General features: G+C 68.3%; 16 protein-coding genes. 8 read left to right on the top strand and 8 right to left on the bottom strand.

All coding sequences use genetic code 11. The annotated features are described in order from the left end of the window. Positions 1 to 175: 175 nt before the first annotated feature. The 4 genes from AC1C2T_RS17805 (at position 176) to AC1C2T_RS17790 (ending at position 4,588) form a co-directional block, all read left to right on the top strand. Positions 176 to 379: a cold-shock protein gene (locus AC1C2T_RS17805; protein WP_495362823.1), complete on the top strand. Its 204-nt coding sequence runs from the start codon at positions 176 to 178 to the stop codon at positions 377 to 379. A 90-nt stretch (positions 380 to 469) separates the two neighbouring features. Continuing rightward, positions 470 to 1,525 (top strand): DUF3048 domain-containing protein, encoded by a 1,056-nt coding sequence (locus tag AC1C2T_RS17800; RefSeq protein WP_495386172.1) that lies wholly within the window; start codon positions 470 to 472, stop codon positions 1,523 to 1,525. A gap of 125 nt (positions 1,526 to 1,650) precedes the next feature. Continuing rightward, positions 1,651 to 3,270, top strand: a complete 1,620-nt coding sequence (gene groL, locus AC1C2T_RS17795; protein ID WP_495362821.1) for a chaperonin GroEL — start codon at positions 1,651 to 1,653, stop codon at positions 3,268 to 3,270. A 139-nt stretch (positions 3,271 to 3,409) separates the two neighbouring features. Then, positions 3,410 to 4,588 (top strand): hypothetical protein, encoded by a 1,179-nt coding sequence (locus AC1C2T_RS17790; protein ID WP_495386171.1) that lies wholly within the window; start codon positions 3,410 to 3,412, stop codon positions 4,586 to 4,588. Between the two features lie 7 nt (positions 4,589 to 4,595). Here the strand turns inward: AC1C2T_RS17790 and AC1C2T_RS17785 are convergent, their stop codons facing one another. The 3 genes from AC1C2T_RS17785 to AC1C2T_RS17775 form a co-directional block, all read right to left on the bottom strand. Further along, complete coding sequence (locus AC1C2T_RS17785) at positions 4,596 to 4,886, bottom strand: WXG100 family type VII secretion target (protein ID WP_495362819.1); 291 nt, start codon at positions 4,884 to 4,886, stop codon at positions 4,596 to 4,598. A gap of 140 nt (positions 4,887 to 5,026) precedes the next feature. Next, on the bottom strand, positions 5,027 to 6,868 hold the full coding sequence (locus AC1C2T_RS17780) for a sensor histidine kinase (RefSeq protein WP_495386170.1): 1,842 nt from the start codon (positions 6,866 to 6,868) through the stop codon (positions 5,027 to 5,029). Between the two features lie 31 nt (positions 6,869 to 6,899). After that, complete coding sequence (locus tag AC1C2T_RS17775; protein WP_495362817.1) at positions 6,900 to 7,592, bottom strand: response regulator transcription factor; 693 nt, start codon at positions 7,590 to 7,592, stop codon at positions 6,900 to 6,902. A 116-nt stretch (positions 7,593 to 7,708) separates the two neighbouring features. Here AC1C2T_RS17775 and folP point away from each other — a divergent pair, with 116 nt between their 5' ends. Both folP and AC1C2T_RS17765 read left to right on the top strand, forming a co-directional pair. Further along, positions 7,709 to 8,581, top strand: a complete 873-nt coding sequence (gene folP / locus AC1C2T_RS17770; RefSeq protein WP_495386169.1) for a dihydropteroate synthase — start codon at positions 7,709 to 7,711, stop codon at positions 8,579 to 8,581. Continuing rightward, positions 8,578 to 9,300, top strand: a complete 723-nt coding sequence (locus AC1C2T_RS17765; protein ID WP_495386168.1) for a pyrimidine reductase family protein — start codon at positions 8,578 to 8,580, stop codon at positions 9,298 to 9,300. Before folP ends, AC1C2T_RS17765 begins: the two co-directional genes overlap by 4 nt. A 109-nt stretch (positions 9,301 to 9,409) precedes the next feature. Here AC1C2T_RS17765 and AC1C2T_RS17760 read toward each other — a convergent pair whose 3' ends face one another. From AC1C2T_RS17760 to AC1C2T_RS17750, 3 genes are all read right to left on the bottom strand, one after another. Next, positions 9,410 to 11,053: a DNA repair helicase XPB gene (locus tag AC1C2T_RS17760; RefSeq protein ID WP_495362814.1), complete on the bottom strand. Its 1,644-nt coding sequence runs from the start codon at positions 11,051 to 11,053 to the stop codon at positions 9,410 to 9,412. Positions 11,054 to 11,231: 178 nt separating this feature from the next. Then, on the bottom strand, positions 11,232 to 13,094 hold the full coding sequence (locus AC1C2T_RS17755; RefSeq protein WP_495386167.1) for a helicase-associated domain-containing protein: 1,863 nt from the start codon (positions 13,092 to 13,094) through the stop codon (positions 11,232 to 11,234). Positions 13,095 to 13,103: 9 nt separating this feature from the next. Next, positions 13,104 to 13,376: a multidrug ABC transporter ATPase gene (locus AC1C2T_RS17750; RefSeq protein WP_495362812.1), complete on the bottom strand. Its 273-nt coding sequence runs from the start codon at positions 13,374 to 13,376 to the stop codon at positions 13,104 to 13,106. Positions 13,377 to 13,486: 110 nt separating this feature from the next. On the opposite strand from AC1C2T_RS17750, the gene AC1C2T_RS17745 reads away from it, so the two are divergent. After that, positions 13,487 to 13,867 (top strand): cold-shock protein, encoded by a 381-nt coding sequence (locus tag AC1C2T_RS17745; RefSeq protein WP_495363107.1) that lies wholly within the window; start codon positions 13,487 to 13,489, stop codon positions 13,865 to 13,867. Then, a complete protein-coding gene (locus AC1C2T_RS17740) occupies positions 13,860 to 14,558 on the top strand; it encodes a DUF3027 domain-containing protein (protein ID WP_495386166.1) in 699 nt (232 codons plus the stop codon). The genes AC1C2T_RS17745 and AC1C2T_RS17740 overlap by 8 nt, the downstream gene beginning before the upstream one ends. Here AC1C2T_RS17740 and AC1C2T_RS17735 read toward each other — a convergent pair. Then, on the bottom strand, positions 14,531 to 14,797 hold the full coding sequence (locus AC1C2T_RS17735; protein ID WP_495362810.1) for a DUF2530 domain-containing protein: 267 nt from the start codon (positions 14,795 to 14,797) through the stop codon (positions 14,531 to 14,533). The genes AC1C2T_RS17740 and AC1C2T_RS17735 overlap by 28 nt on opposite strands. Positions 14,798 to 14,803: 6 nt before the next feature. Continuing rightward, the gene (gene serC, locus AC1C2T_RS17730) at positions 14,804 to 15,919 is read right to left on the bottom strand and encodes a phosphoserine transaminase (protein ID WP_495386165.1); all 1,116 of its coding nucleotides are present in this window, start codon (positions 15,917 to 15,919) and stop codon (positions 14,804 to 14,806) included. Positions 15,920 to 15,951 lie beyond the last annotated feature (32 nt).

The raw sequence follows: 15,951 nt of genomic DNA, 5'->3' as shown, positions 1-15,951 counted from the left end.
CTCTCGCCCGGTCCCTCCTCTTGTGCCCGCACGTCTCGACGTGAGTATCTGGACTCGGTCGCTCTATCCCGTGTGAACGCCCGGCGCCGTCCCGGTGCCCCGTCAGCACGAACGAGGGGCCCGGTACAGGCGACAGGCACGTGCTGATCGACACACGGCAACATGGGAGCAACGCATGGCGAACGGAACCGTCAAGTGGTTCAACGCTGAAAAGGGCTATGGATTCATCACCGTCGATGAGGGGGGCCAAGACGTCTTCGTCCACTACTCCGCGATCGACATGTCCGGCTACAAGGTGCTCGAAGAGGGCCAGCAGGTCGTGTTCGAGGTCGGCACGGGTTCGAAGGGCCCTCAGGCCGAGGCGGTCCGCCTCGCTTGAGCCGGTTCCACCTGATCCGCCCGGTATGTCGCAGTGGGTCCGTGGCGTGCCGCAGGCCGACTCCGATGCCCGCCCGACTACGCTGAGCGCATGGCAGCGCGGGCCCGGCCGGCACCGCTTCGGCGGGCAGCGGCGTTCGCCGTGCTCGCCTCGGCGGTGGTCATGCTCGTCGGGTGCCAGTCATCGGCGTCCGGCTCCGGCCCGCAGCCCGGCGGAGTGACGGCGCGTCCCGCGGGTGATTCGTCTGCGGTGGCCGTGGCGTTCGCGCCGCTTCGAGGCACGGCGGCGGATGCTGCGGGGCTCGCCCACCCCTCGCTCGCAGTGAAGATCGACAACCACGAAGAGGCTCGGCCGCAAGTCGCGCTGAATCGAACCGACATCGTCTTCGAGGAGCTCGTCGAGGGCGGCATCACCAGGTACCTCGCGGTCTGGCATTCGGATGTCCCCGACGAGGTCGGCCCCGTGCGCTCGATTCGTCCGATGGATCCCGACATCGCGACGCCGTTCGGCGGCATCATCTCGTATTCGGGCGGGCAGGAGCAGTTCGTCGAGATGATGATGGCGACGCCGCTCCTCAACATCGTCTTCGACTACGACGACACCGGTCTCTTCTCCCGGGCCGACGAGCGGCCGGGGCCGCACGACGTGATCCTCCGTGCCGGCGAGGCGGTTGCACGAAACGCGTCTCTCACGCCGCCGCCCATGCAGTTCGTGTACGGCGCGGCGGATCCGTTGGCTGCGCCGGCCCTCGCTGCGGCCCCGACGTCGCGGATCGACCTCGTGTTCTCCGATGCGCGCTTCCCGGCATGGGAGTGGGATGGCGGGGCATCCGTGTGGTTGCGTTCGCAGGAGGGTTCGGCCGATCTCGAGGCGTCGGGGGAGCGCGTGCGGGCGACGAACGTCGTGACGCTGCGCGTCGGAATCGACGACGACACGTACGAGGACATTCCGAAGACGATCCTGATCGGCTCGGGCGAGGCCTGGGTCTCGGTTGGGGGCCGCACAGCGCATGGCACCTGGTCGAAGGATGCCGCGGCGTCGCCGATCACCCTCACCGCCGATGACGGCTCGCCGTTGCGCCTCGCCCCCGGCAACACATGGGTGGAGCTCGTGCCGAACGAGGGTTCGGCGAGCTTCACGCCCTGAGCGGACAGCCTCGCGCTCGCTTGCACTCCCGACGGTCGAGTGCCAGAATCGTCTTAGCACTCACTCGTTTTGAGTGCTAACCCAACGAATCTTTGAAGACGTCCGGGAAAGGACGAGAGAAACACATGGCAAAGATCATTGCTTTCAACGAGGAGGCCCGTCGCGGCCTCGAGCGTGGCCTCAACACGCTTGCCGACGCGGTGAAGGTGACCCTCGGCCCGCGCGGCCGTAACGTCGTGCTCGAGAAGAAGTGGGGCGCGCCCACGATCACGAACGACGGCGTGTCGATCGCCAAGGAGATCGAGCTCGACGACCCGTACGAGAAGATCGGTGCCGAGCTCGTCAAGGAGGTCGCCAAGAAGACCGACGACGTCGCCGGTGACGGCACCACGACCTCGGTCGTGCTCGCCCAGGCGCTCGTGCGCGAGGGCCTTCGCAACGTCGCAGCAGGCGCCGACCCCATCTTGCTGAAGCGCGGCATCGAGAAGGCCGTCGCGGCCGTCGAGACCGAGCTCCTCGCGAACGCGAAAGACGTCGAGACGAAGGAAGAGATCGCCGCAACGGCTTCGATCTCGGCCGGCGACGAGCAGATCGGTGCTCTCATCGCCGAGGCGATCGACAAGGTCGGCAAAGAGGGTGTCGTCACCGTCGAGGAGTCGAACACCTTCGGCACCGAGCTCGAGCTGACCGAGGGCATGCGCTTCGACAAGGGCTACCTGTCGGCGTACTTCGTCACCGATCCCGACCGTCAGGAAGCGGTCTTCGAAGACCCCTACATCCTGATCGTCAACGGCAAGGTCTCGAACATCAAAGACCTGCTGCCGATCGTCGACAAGGTCATCCAGACCGGCAAGCAGCTCCTGATCATCGCTGAAGACGTCGACGGCGAGGCCCTGGCCACGCTGATCGTCAACAAGATCCGCGGCATCTTCAAGTCGGTCGCCGTCAAGGCTCCCGGCTTCGGCGACCGCCGCAAGGCGCAGCTGCAGGACATCGCGACGCTCACCGGCGGCCAGGTCATCTCGGAAGAGGTCGGCCTCAAGCTCGAGAACGTCACCCTCGACCTGCTCGGCACCGCCCGCAAGGTCATCATCACCAAAGATGAGACGACCATCGTCGAGGGTGGCGGCGACGAGGAGGCCATCGCAGGCCGTGTCTCGCAGATCCGCAAGGAGATCGACAACACCGACTCCGACTACGACCGCGAGAAGCTGCAGGAGCGCCTCGCCAAGCTCGCCGGCGGCGTCGCCGTCATCAAGGCGGGTGCGGCGACCGAGGTCGAGCTCAAGGAGCGCAAGCACCGCATCGAAGACGCAGTTCGCAACGCGAAGGCCGCCGTCGAAGAGGGCATCGTCGCTGGTGGTGGCGTCGCTCTCATCCAGGCAGGCAAGACCGCGTTCGAGAAGCTCGAACTGACGGGTGACGAGGCGACCGGCGCGAACATCGTGCGCGTGGCCATCGACGCGCCGCTCAAGCAGATCGCCCTCAACGCCGGCCTCGAGCCGGGCGTCGTGGTCGACCGCGTGCGCAACCTCCCGATCGGCCACGGTCTGAACGCCGCGACCGGCGAGTACGTCGACATGCTGGCTGCCGGCATCAACGACCCGGTGAAGGTCACCCGTTCGGCGCTGCTCAACGCTGCGTCGATCGCCGGCCTCTTCCTCACCACGGAGGCCGTCGTCGCCGACAAGCCCGAGAAGAACCCGGCTCCGGCCGGCGACCCCACGGGCGGCATGGACTTCTAGTCCTCCGCGCTCTGCGCACGATGAAGGGCGTCTCCTCAGGGAGGCGCCCTTCGTCGTATCCCGATTGCTCAGCGTGACCGTGCTGAATCGTTATCCGCAGTGTGAGTCGTCGAAGAGTCCGCATCGATAGCGTGAGCTCATGCTCCGCCATCGCGTGCCGCTCATCTTCGCCGCTGCGCTCGTGACGGTCGCGTTCTCCGGATGCGTCGCCCCGTTGCCTGCGCCGTCTGCCATACCGACGACGACACCCACTGCGACCCCCGAACCCGCGGTCGCCGAAGGGCCGACGCCGCGCATCGACGCGACATGCAAAGACATCGTGGATCCCGCGGCATTGCGGGCGTTCCTCGGATCGAGCGATCCGGCGCTCGCGGAAGTCGACCCTGCGGTGCGGCTCACGCCCGACGACGCCGCGCGGGAGCAGCTCGGTGCGCTGACCTGCCTTTGGGAAAACGGACTCGCGATCGACCCTTTCGTCGGGTCCGGCTCGACCGGCAAGGCGGTGCGTCTGAGCATCCTGCCCGAGGGGCTCGATGGGGCGATCGCCTACGTCGACGGCTATCAGATTGCAGATCCGACGTACGGCGAGCATGTGCAGGGGCCGCGTTGCATCGGCGCGGCTGATGACTTCGATCGCGGTTACTGCGAGCTCTTCGGCGTCATCGGCCAGACCTGGATCGAGCTCACCGTCGACGGGATCGAGGTCGCAGAGGACACGACGAACGAGGATCTCGTTGCCGGGTTCCGCGCGCTCATCGACCCGATGATCGCGCGAGTCGCATTGATGACCCCGCACGAGCGGTGGGTGCCCGACGCCGCGAGTGCCATCGTGCCGGCGGATTGCGACGCCCTCGCACCGACGGACGTGATCGTTGCCGTCACGGACGTGCCCGGCCTGCGCGTTGGGCCGCAATGGGACGGTCCGCGCATCGGTCAATACTGGTACGCGACGACTGAGATCGGCGCGGCGCGGTGTTCGCTCGCGTTGTCAGACAGCGACGCATCCCTGGGGCAGATCGGCATCCTCCCGAGCGGATCTTGGGCATTCGACAGATTCGCTGCGGCTTGGCGCGCCGAGGGCGGGGTGGCGCTCGACGTTGCCGGGGTGCCCGACGGTGCAGTGATCGAACGGTGCGCCGATGCTGAGATCGAGTGTCGAATCGACGCCTCGGTCGTGGGGAACTGGGTGCAGGTGATGGTGTATCCGACGCCGTCGCCCGATATCGACTACGCGCAACCGGCCGCGTACTACGAAGCGGCGCGGGCAGCGGCCGAGGAGATCGTTGCCATCGTGGTCGAGCGCGTCGCAGCGGGCTGAGCAGGCGTCAGCGCAGGAACAGTCGGGCATTCGACTGCTCGGCATCGGAGTACTGCATCGCTGCGGTGCCGAGGGCGGTGTTGAGACCGGCGAGACTCTCTTCGACCTGTGTCTGCGTGGCGCGCCAGTCGGCTACAGCCCCCTGGAAGGCGGACGACGCCTGACCCGACCACGAGGACTGCAAGCCCGTGAGCTGACCGAGAAGCGACGCCACTTCGGACTGGATGCGCCCGATCGTGCCGCGCATCGTCTGGGTTGCGGCGGCGACCTGCTCGGAGTCGACCTGGTACGTGGTCATGGTGTTCCCTTCGTTCGGTGTGTCGCCACGCTACGCGCGCACCGACCGAGGGAATCGCGTGGGCACGCATCGGTGCGCGGCATCCGTCGACCGCCGCATGTTGAGGACGAGTCGGTTGCGTTGAAGCACTCGCGGGCGCCTCAGTCGACGTCGACCGACTGCGCCGCCGCTGAGCCGGCCAGTGGCAGCGACACCCGGAAGGTCGCTCCGCCGCCCAGCGTCTCGACGACGTCGACAGTGCCGTTGTGCGCTGCGACGATCGAGGACACGATCGCGAGTCCGAGGCCGGACCCACCCGTCTCGCGCGTGCGAGACGTGTCGGCGCGCCAGAAGCGCTGGAAGATCTTCTCGCGGATCTGCGGGGGGATGCCCTCACCGTGATCGACGACCTCGATCATCGCGCGCTCGGCGGACTCATCGACGGAGATGCGGATCTCGATGGGACTGTCGGAGGCGGTGAACCGGATCGCGTTGCCCATCAGGTTCGTGATCACCTGGCGGATCTTGTTCTCCTCCGCGAGCACGACCGTGCGCCGCACAGGCTTCTGACGGCCCTGAGCCGAAGGAGCGTCCGCCGTCGCCGGTGCGGGCAGCGCGCCAGCGGCTGCGGCCGAAGCGGCTGCGGCCGACGCGGCTGCAGCCGACGCGGCAGCGGCCGACGCGCGGCCGGCGCGCTTCGAGGGCACGGATGCTCCGCCTCCGGCCTTCCCGGCCGCCCGTCGGCTACCGGTCGTCGTCGCAGCCTCGCCGCGAGGACGACGGCCGCGCAACCGTGCGAGCGTCGCACCCGCGAACGAGATCGGGCCGGTGAGCGTGCTGGCGCGGTCGGCGGCGGGTTCGAGCTCGACCTCGAGGTCGGGGGCGGGTTCGCCCGCGGCATCCGCCCGGCTGACATCTTCGGGCGCGATCACCGTGATCGTGCGAGCGGGGTGCGCGGCCATCGTGTCGAGGGCGGCGTCGCGGGCGAGCGGTACGAGGTCGACCTCGGCGAGTTCGAGCGGCTTGGCCTCATCGAGACGGGCGAGGGCGAGCAGGTCTTCGACCAGGCCGCCCATGCGGATGGCCTCCTTCTCGATGCGCTCCATCGCCTGACCGACTTCTTCGGCGCTCTGCAGGGCGCCCATACGGTAGAGCTCGGCATAGCCGCGCACCGAGACGAGAGGAGTGCGGAGCTCGTGCGAGGCGTCGCCGACGAACCGGCGCATTTGGTCGATCGTGCGTGCGCGGTCGCGGAACGCCCGGTCGATGCGGTTGAGCATCGTGTTGAGCGAACGGTTCAGCCGCCCGACCTCGGTGTTCGGCGTCGCCCCGCCGAGGCGCTGGCTGAAGTCGCCGTCGGCGATCGCGGCAGCGGTGCGCTCGACTTCGCGGAGCGGCATGAAGGTCGTCGTCACGAGCATGCGAGTCAGGAGCGCGCCGACGAGCACGACACCGAACCCGAAGCCGAGGAAGATCGTCAGGTAGACGGCGAGGAGCTGCTCGGTGTCCTTCGAGGAGACGGCGATGATGATGGGAGAGTATGCACCGTGCTCGTCGGCGAGCATGAGCGCCGCGACCCCTCTGAAGCTCGGCGAGCCGTTGGCGTCTTTCAGTGGGAAGACCTGGTAGTTCGAGCCGTTGAGCTCGTTGACCTGATCTTGCGTGAGGTTCTCGGGGACGATGGGATGCGTCTCGGGCCCACCATCGATCCAGTTGGTATTCTGCTTCTCGCCGGTCGTCGCATCGTAGATCGCGATGAAGACATCGTCAGACGGCATGAACTCCCGCTTGTCGAGGTCTTTCTCATCGGTGAAGTACTTCTTCAGTTCACCCGACGCGATCGTCTCGAGCTTGGTCGTCATCTGCGCTTCGACGTAGGAACGCAGCATGGCCGCGGTGCCGATTCCGGAGACCAGAAGGCCGAGCGTGAGCATGAGCACGGTGACGCCCGTGATCTTGGTGCGCAGCGAGATGCGGTTCCACCGCTCGGAGATCTGATTCATGGCGGGCCGAGTCTAGGTGGGCCTTCCTGAGTCAGGCCTTGGAGGACTTCAGCATGTAGCCGAATCCGCGCTTGGTCTGGATCAGCGGCTCGGCGGAGTGCTGATCGAGCTTGCGGCGGAGGTAGGAGATGTAGCTCTCCACGATGCCGGCGTCGCCGTTGAAGTCGTACTCCCACACGTGGTCGAGGATCTGCGCCTTCGACAGCACCCGGTTGGGGTTCAGCATGAGGTAGCGCAGCAGCTTGAACTCGGTCGGGGAGAGCTCGACCGGCACGTCGCCGACGAGCACCTCGTGGGTGTCCTGGTCCATCGTGAGCTCGCCCGTGCGGATGACCGCGTCTTCCTCGGCGTGCATCGTGCGGCGCAGGATCGCCTTGATGCGCGCGACGATCTCGTCGAGGCTGAAGGGCTTGGTGACATAGTCGTCGCCCCCGACCGTCAAGCCGGTGATCTTGTCTTCGGTGTCGTCTTTGGCGGTGAGGAAGAGGATCGGCGCGGTGTAGCCGGCCGAGCGCAGGCGCTTGGTCACGCCGAAGCCGTTCATATCCGGCAGCATGACGTCGAGGATGATGAGATCGGGTTCCTCTTCGAGCACCGCGGAGATGGTCTGCGCGCCATTGCTGACTGCACGCACGGCGAAACCGGCGAAGCGAAGGCTCGTTGTGAGAAGGTCGCGGATGTTGGGCTCGTCGTCGACGATGAGAATTCGTGGTCCGTCGCTCATGTGATGATTCTCTGCGCATCGGCTGGAACTTTCCTGAACATTCTTCGAGGGTCGCGAATTTGGGGTGTCGGATGCCGCGCGCGCCGGGCAGCCCGCGACGTGGAAGACTCGGCAGCATGGGCAGTCGAACACAGGTGATCCGGCGCATCGGCCCTCGCGAATTCGACTTCGCACGTGAGGTCGCCGTCATGGCGATCGTCAACCGCACACCGGACTCGTTCTACGACCGAGGCCGCACGGAGGCGCTCGCGGCAGCCGTCGATGCGGCGAACCGGGCGATCGAACTCGGCGCCGACTGGATCGACGTCGGCGGTGCGAAGTTCGCGCCGGGGCCGCCGATCTCGCCCGCCGAAGAGATCGAGCGCGTGGTGCCGGTTGTGTCCGCACTCGCGGGATCAGGTGCCGTGATCTCGGTCGACACGTTCCATCCTGAGGTGGCTCGGGCCGCGATCGCGGCGGGCGCCCACGTCGTCAACGACACGACGGGCATCCACGACCCGGCCATGGCCGACGTCGTCGCCGAGACCGGGGCGACGATCGTCGTCACCCACAGCCTCGCGAAGCCGCGCACGCCGTATCCCTCGCCGCAGTACGGCGATGTCGTCGCCGAGGTGTCGGCGTTCCTCGCCGAGCGGGTGGCCCTCGCGGAGTCGCGAGGTGTGGCATCCGATCGCATCATCGTCGACCCGGGCCATGACCTCAACAAGCACACGCTGCACTCGCTCGAGCTCACTCGCCGCCTCGGTGAGATCACCGCGCTCGGCTATCCGACACTCGTGGCGCTCTCGAACAAGGACTTCGTCGGCGAGAGCCTCGGCCGCCCTCGCGAACAGCGCATCGAGGGTTCGATCGCCGCCGCCGTGTACTGCGTCATGCAGGGCGCGCGCATCGTGCGGGTGCACAACGTGCGCGAGACGGTCGATGCGATGCGCATGATCGGGGCGATCGAGGGGTGGCGCGAGCCGGTGTTCCTGGAGCACAACCGATGAGTGGCGCAGGGCAGGCTCTCGACCGCGATGAGCTCTTCGCGGCGAACGGGATATCCGATCGCGAAGTGCGAGCGGTGCGCATGAACTTCGTGGCGAGCCTCGACGGCGCGGCGACGGTCGAGGGTCGCAGCGGCGGCCTCGGCGATGCGAACGACCGTCTCGCGATGCAGGTGTTGCGCGCGCTCGCCGATGTCGTGCTGGTCGGCGCGGGCACGGTGCGCACCGAAGGCTACGGCGGGCTGGCGGTCGGCGAGACGGATGCCGCGTGGCGCGTCGCGCACGGGCTGCCGCAGCAGCCGAGGGTCGCCGTGGTCTCCTCTTCGCTCGAGCTCGATCCCGATGCCGCGTTCTTCACGGCGGCCGCGACCCGTCCGATCGTCGTGACTCACGCGGCGTCTCCCGTTGCGCGCCGCGAGGCGCTCGCGCAGGTCGCCGAGGTCGTCGTGGTCGGCGAACGCGCCGTCGATGTGCGCGCCATGCTCGACGTGCTCGCCGAGCGCGGGCTCCGGCAGGTGCTCTGCGAGGGCGGGCCGCTCCTGTTCGGATCGCTGCTCGAGGCAGACGTCGTCGACGAGCTCTGCCTCTCGCTCAGTCCGCTGCTGGTCGGAGGAACCGCGGGTCGCATCGTGCGCGGCACCCCCGAGTTCGAGCGTCGCATGCACCTCGTGCACGCGATCCCCGCAGGCGACCTCCTGCTCTTGCGCTACTCGCGTGGCTGAGGGCGGGAGTCACCTTCTCGAATCTGCCGAGCACGCGTGAAGCGACTTCGTCCCTTCACGCTCCTGCTCCGCCTTTCGTGACCTGGAGCGTCGCTTCGCGCCCGCCGGGTCACGCAGCTTCGAGCGAGTGCGCGTCGAGGATCGTATAGCTGTAGCCCTGCTCCGCGAGGAACCGCTGGCGGTTCTGCGCGAAGTCCTGGTCGACGGTGTCTCGGGCCACGAGGGTGTAGAAGTTCGCCGACAGGCCCGACTCCTTCGGCCGCAGCAGGCGACCGAGTCGCTGTGCCTCCTCCTGGCGTGAGCCGAACGACCCCGACACCTGGATGGCGACCGTCGCCTCTGGCAGGTCGACCGAGAAGTTCGCGACCTTCGAGACCACGAGCACGGGCGTGCGCCCGTCGCGGAACTCCTGGTAGAGCCGCTCGCGTTCATCGACCGGCGTCGCTCCGGTGAGCTTCGGGGCGCCGAGCGCATCGGCCAGTTCGTCGATCTGGTCGAGGTACTGCCCGATCACGAGGATGCGCTCGCCGGCATGCTTGGCGACCAACTCCTTCACCACGCCGAGCTTCGCGGGAGCGGTGGCGGCGAGCCGATAGCGCTCGTCGTCGGCGGATGCCGCGTACGTGAGCCGCTCGGACTGCGGCAGGTCGATGCGCACCTCGTAGCAGGCGGCCGGGGAGATGAAGCCCTGGGCCTCGATCTCCTTCCACGGCGCGTCGAAGCGCTTCGGGCCGATGAGGCTGAACACGTCGCCTTCGCGACCGTCTTCACGCACGAGCGTCGCGGTGAGGCCGAGCCGGCGGCGTGCCTGCAGCTCGGCGGTGAGCTTGAACACGGGCGCGGGCAGCAGGTGCACCTCGTCGTAGACCACGAGTCCCCAGTCGAGCGCGTCGAGGAGCGCGAGGTGCGCGTACTCGCCCTTCCGCTTCGCGGTGAGGATCTGGTACGTGGCGATCGTGACGGGCTTGACCTCTTTGACCTGCCCCGAGTACTCGCCGATCTCGTCGGCGGTGAGGCTCGTGCGCTTCAGCAGTTCGGCGCGCCATTGGCGCGCAGAGACAGTGTTCGTCACGAGGATGAGCGTCGTCGTCTTCGCGGTCGCCATCGCGCCGGCACCGACAAGGGTCTTGCCGGCACCGCACGGCAGCACGACGACGCCCGATCCGCCGTCGAAGAAGTTGTCGATGGCCTTCTGCTGGTAGTCGCGCAAGTGCCAGTCGGCCTGATCGAGGTCGATCTGGTGCGGTGTGCCGGGGGTGTAACCGGCGAGGTCTTCAGCCGGCCAACCGAGCTTCACCAGCTCTTGCTTGAGGGCGCCTCGTGCCCACGCGGCGACGAGGAAGCTCCGCTCGTCGATGCGTTCGGTCAGGAGCGGTGCGATGCGCCTGGCGCCGGCCACTTCGGTGAGCACCGCGGCGTCGTCGCTGTGCAGGCGCAGGGCGCCGTCGTCCGTGCGATCGACGACGAGCCGGCCGTAGCGGCCGACCGTCTCGCGCATGTCGACCGCGACCGTCTGCGGCACCGGGAACTTCGCGTACCGTTCGAGGGTCGCGAGCATGTCTGCGGCGTCGTGGCCGGCTGCCCTGGCGTTCCACAGTCCGAGCCTCGTGATGCGGTAGGTGTGCACGTGCTCTGGGGCGCGCTCGAGCTCGGCGAACACCGCCAGATCGTGACGCGCATCTTCGGCGAGCGGATGGGCGACCTCGAGGAGGACGGTTCGGTCGCTCTGCACGATGAGTGGGCCGTCTGACATAGCCGTCGAGTCTACGCCCGGTTCATGGGAGGACGGCCGCGTGGCCATGGCGACGAGAACAGGCAGCGCCGCCGCATACGCCCACACCGCGCCTGTTCTCGTCGCCGCGGCGGCGTGTTCGTCCTGTCTCCGGTCAGGATCGCCAGGGCCGTTGGGCCGGTCGGAGAAGGCGCGCCGGTCAGGTGCCGGCGGGCGCCGGGGAGACAGCCGCGATCGCCGACAGCGGAAGGGTGCGCTCGATGTCGGCCTTGCGGTCGCGCGCACGCAGTCGGCCGTTGGCGACGCTCGCGGGGGCGAGGAGGTAGTCGGCGGTGTCGCCGCCCGGCATGCGCACGGTGACCGTGAGGGTCTCTTTCGACCGCGCCGCCGCCTCGAGCTGCCGCGCGAGCCACGCCTGTTCGGTCGCGCCGGCCTCGCCCTCGGCGAGGACGAGATCGAGCAGGGCCTCGATGGGGTCGGCTTTCGGAGCGGGGTCGGGCACCGACGCGAGGTGGTGCCGGCGGAGTCGGATGATGTTGCCGGCAGCGTCTTCCGCAGCCACGGGATAGCGGGCGTCGGAGAGGGCCCAGAACACGACTTCGGGGGCGAACCGGGAGAGCAAACGGTGGGTCCCGGTCTGTCTCAGGCCGATCGGTGCGAGCGACTGGTCGACGGCGAGCGTGCGCACGAGTTGCTCGTCATCGGAGCGGATCGCGGCGCGCGCCGGGGCATCCGTCTCGGCCGCAACGGCGACCCGCAGTGAGCCGAAGCGGGCGGCCGCCTCGCCCACGAGGTACGAGAGGGGCTGGGGGATGCCGGTGAGCGAGAGTCCGCCGAGGAACGCGAGGATCGAGTCGGCTGTCTCGCCGGCGGCGAGCCCGCGATTGACGGATGCCGCGCTGACGCGGTACGTCGAGGCCAGGTCTCGACCCTCGACGTCGGCGAAGCCTCGGAGTCGGGCATCGAGCGAGGGTTCGGGCGGCCCGGGCGAGACGATCGAGAGATCGTGCTGCAGGTACACCTTGTCGACTTGGGCGGGGAAATGCGCCGCGAGTCGAGCTGCGGCCTGGTCGAGCTCGCCCCCGAGCACGAGGAGTGCGATCGTGCCCGGTTCGCCAGCGACCGCCAGCCCGAGCGCCTCGGCTTCGCCGATGAGTCGCTCGAGCCCTTCATCGAGCCATCGCCCGCCCGCGGGGTAGAACCAGCGCACGTCGTCACGAAGGGTGCTTGCGGTGAGCGACTCACTGCGTCGCGCCACGAGTTCTCGCAGAGCCTCGGGGATGCGGTCGCGCCAGCACTCCGCGAGACGTCGCCACCGGCCCTCGGCCGACTCGAGCGCCCACGCGGCTCCGTTCTCGGATTCGAGCCAGAACGCACCTTCGCGCACGACGAGACCGGCTTCGTCGGCGCGGTGGAAGAGTCGAGGCAACGCGTCGAGCGCCGTGCCGCTCGCCTCGGCGAGGCGCTTGGAGTCGGGCAGTGCGAGCCCGCCTTTCGCGAGTTCGCGTGCCGGTTGGGTGCCGAGTGCAGCGAGCACCTCGGCTGTCGCCGCCACAGTCGCGTACGCGGTCTCGGCCGCACGTCGCTCGAGGATCGTGCGGTCGATCTCGTCGCCGGAGACGAGCACCGGCGGTGCGGGCTCCGCCAGCTCGGCCACTGTGGGCAGGTCGACGCCGAGTCTCGGCGCGACCCGCGCGATGATCGCTGCAGGAACGTGCACGCGGCCGTCGACGTGCACCACGAGCAGGAGCGAGTCGAGCACGTCGAGCAGTTCGCCCGCGGCATCCGACAGCTCTGCGGATGCAGCGTGACGCGCCAGTTCGTCGCGTACGGCCTCGGCCGTGCTGTCGCCGCCCGCGGCGAGGTCGACCGTGGTTGCGAGCACCGCGAGCCTGCGACGGTCGAGGCGGCCGACCGCGTGGTCGATCGAGTCGGGGGTGAGAACGGCCTCGGCGAGGTCGAAGAGGTCGCGCACGCCCGACGGCTCGAACTCGCGCGACTGCAGTGCTGCCGCGAGAGAGTCTCGCGACAGCTCGCGGAGTCGTGCGGCGAGCTCGAGCATCGTCTCCGGTCAGCTCGATTCGGCTCGTGAGGTGCGGGCCCGGCGGACGCCGTTGATGATGAGGAGGGCGATCAGGAGGAGGAAGGCGATCGGCAGGCCGAACCAGGGCAGCATCGTGACGACGGCCCAGAAGCCCGAGCCCATCTCTTCGCGCGTGACGCCGGAGAACGTGCCGATCATGACGGCGAAGAAGCAGATGATCGAAAGGCCGACCACGGCGGCGAACATATAGGCGAGGACGCGCTCGGCGCGATTGTCGATGATGGGGCCGGAATCGCTCACGGGTCCAGAATAGGCCAGGCGACCCACTCGCGGGTGCCCCGGAGCCCTAGACTGGGCGGTGGACGGCGCAGCGTTTGAGCGCGCCTGCAGACATGAGCGAGGTTTCCACGATGCCCACCGGCAAGGTCAAGTTCTACGACGAGGAGAAGGGATTCGGCTTCATCAGCTCCGATGACGGCCAAGAGGTCTTCCTCCATGCATCCGCTCTTCCCGCCGGCGCGACCGTGCGCGCGGGCAGCCGCCTGGAGTTCGGTGTCGCAGAGGGCAAGCGCGGCGCGCAGGCTCTCTCGGTGCGCGTGCTCGACACGCCGGTGAGCCTCACCAAGATCAATCGCATGCCAGCCGACGACATGGCGATCATCGTCGAAGACGTCGTGAAGGTGCTCGATGGCATCGGTTCAGATCTCCGTCGCGGCCGCTACCCCGAGAAGTCGAAGGCACGTACCGTCTCTGCGGTGCTGCGCAAGGTGGCAGACGATCTGGATGCCTGAGTCGACCGAACCCGATAGCGCACCCGTCGAGGCGAATGTCGACGCACCCGTCGGCGCGCCCGATGACGTGCTCTTGGCGTCGGCAGACCTCGCCCGGCGGGCGCTTCTCGAGGTGACCCCGCCCGAGACGATCGGGTCGGTGGTCGGACACCTCGTCGAGGGTGAGCACGTGCTCACGCTGCTCTTCGCCTCCGACCTCAGCGGCTACCCCGGCTGGCGGTGGAGCGTCACGCTCTCGCGAGTCGACGGCGAGGCCGAGCCGACAGTGCTCGAGACCGAGCTCATGCCCGGAGAGACGGCCTTGCTCGCGCCCGACTGGGTGCCGTGGTCGGAACGCCTGGCCGACTACCGTGCAGCACAAGACGCCCTGGCCGCCGCTGCCCGAGAATCAGGCGATGCCGACGGCACCGAGGGGTCCGACGACGGGGGCGATGACGACCTCGACGACGACGACGACGACGATGATCTCGACGACGATGACGAACACGACGACGAGGATGTCGACCACGACCACGACGACGAGTTCGATGGAATCGACATCGATGCCCTCGACGAGTCAGATGACGACGACTCCGACGACGAGGATGCTGAATCCGACGACGAGGACGACGATTCCGACGACGAGGACGACGAGGACGACGAGGACGACGAGGACGACGACGATCAGGTCGAGGAGCGCCCCGTCGACTGAACGTCCCGCCGGCGGATCAGCTGCACGACCGCGAGGCCGATGACGCCGAGCACGACGCCGGTGATCGTGGCGGCCGTGAACCAGCCGAGCCCCGCCGACTCGAGCGGTTCGCGGAACACGAGGCAGGCGATGAGTGCGAGCACCCACCCGGCAGTGCCGGCGACAACCGCCTTGCGGGCGTCGGCGCGGGCGGGCGCAGGATCCGGGCGCCGTTCGTCGTCGCTGAGCCAGAATCGCACGCCGGGTCAGCCGATCTGAGCGAGCACGTAGTCGATCGAGGCAGTGAGTGCACGCACATCGTCGGGCTCGATGGCGGTGAAAGTCGCGACGCGCAGTTGGTTGCGTCCGAGCTTGCGATACGGCTCGGTATCGACGATGCCGTTCTCGCGGAGAACCGACGCGAGCGCCGCAGCATCCGTCGACTCGTCGAAATCGATCGTGACGACCACCTGCGATCTGTGCGCCGGGTCGACGACGAACGGGGTGGCGACCGGGGTGCGCGCGGCCCAGTCGTAGAGCACGGACGACGACTCTCGTGTGCGGGCGTCGGCCCACGTCAGACCACCTGAGGCGTTCATCCACTCGAGCTGGTTCTCGAGCAGAAGCAGGGTGGCGAGAGCCGGGGTGTTCAAGGTCTGGTCGAGTCGAGAATTGTCGACGGCGTTCTTCAGCGACAGGAACTCGGGGATGTATCGACCGCTCGCTGCGACGCGCTCGACGCGCTCGATCGCCGTCGGCGAGAGGAGGGCGAACCAGATGCCGCCGTCGGAGGCGAAGTTCTTCTGCGGAGCGAAGTAGTAGACGTCGAACTGCGTGGGGTCGACGTGGATGCCGCCCGCGGCACTCGTCGCGTCGATCACCGTGAGTGCGCTTTCGTCGCCGGCTATGCGGGTGACCGGCGCCATGACGCCGGTGGAGGTCTCGTTCTGCGGCCAGGCGTAGACGTCGACACCCTCGAGTGGCGAGAGCTCCGCCCGCGAGCCCGGATCGGCCTTGCGCACGTCGGGGGCGGTGAGCCACGGTGCGGCGGCCGCAGCGGCGAACTTGGCGCCGAACTCGCCGAACGATGCGAGCTGGGCGCGCTGCTCGATGAGGCCGAATGCCGCGGCATCCCAGAACGCTGTCGATCCGCCGTTGCCGAGCACGACCTCGTAGCCGTCGGGCAGGGCGAAGAGATCGCTCAGCCCACTGCGGATCCGACCGACCAGTTGCTTGACAGGTGCCTGGCGGTGCGAGGTGCCGAGTACCGATGGGCCCACCTCGGCGAGGTGTGCGAGCTGCTCGGGCCGAACCTTGGACGGACCGCAACCGAAACGCCCGTCGGCGGGCAGCAGGTCACGGGGAATCACGATGCTCGGCATGCGGTCGAGTCTAGCGATGGGGCGCCGCCCGG

It is taken from the genome of Agromyces sp. Y558, from assembly GCF_059445415.1.
Note: the sequence above shows the minus strand (reverse complement) of the source record. Positions and strands in the feature narration are given on the sequence as shown.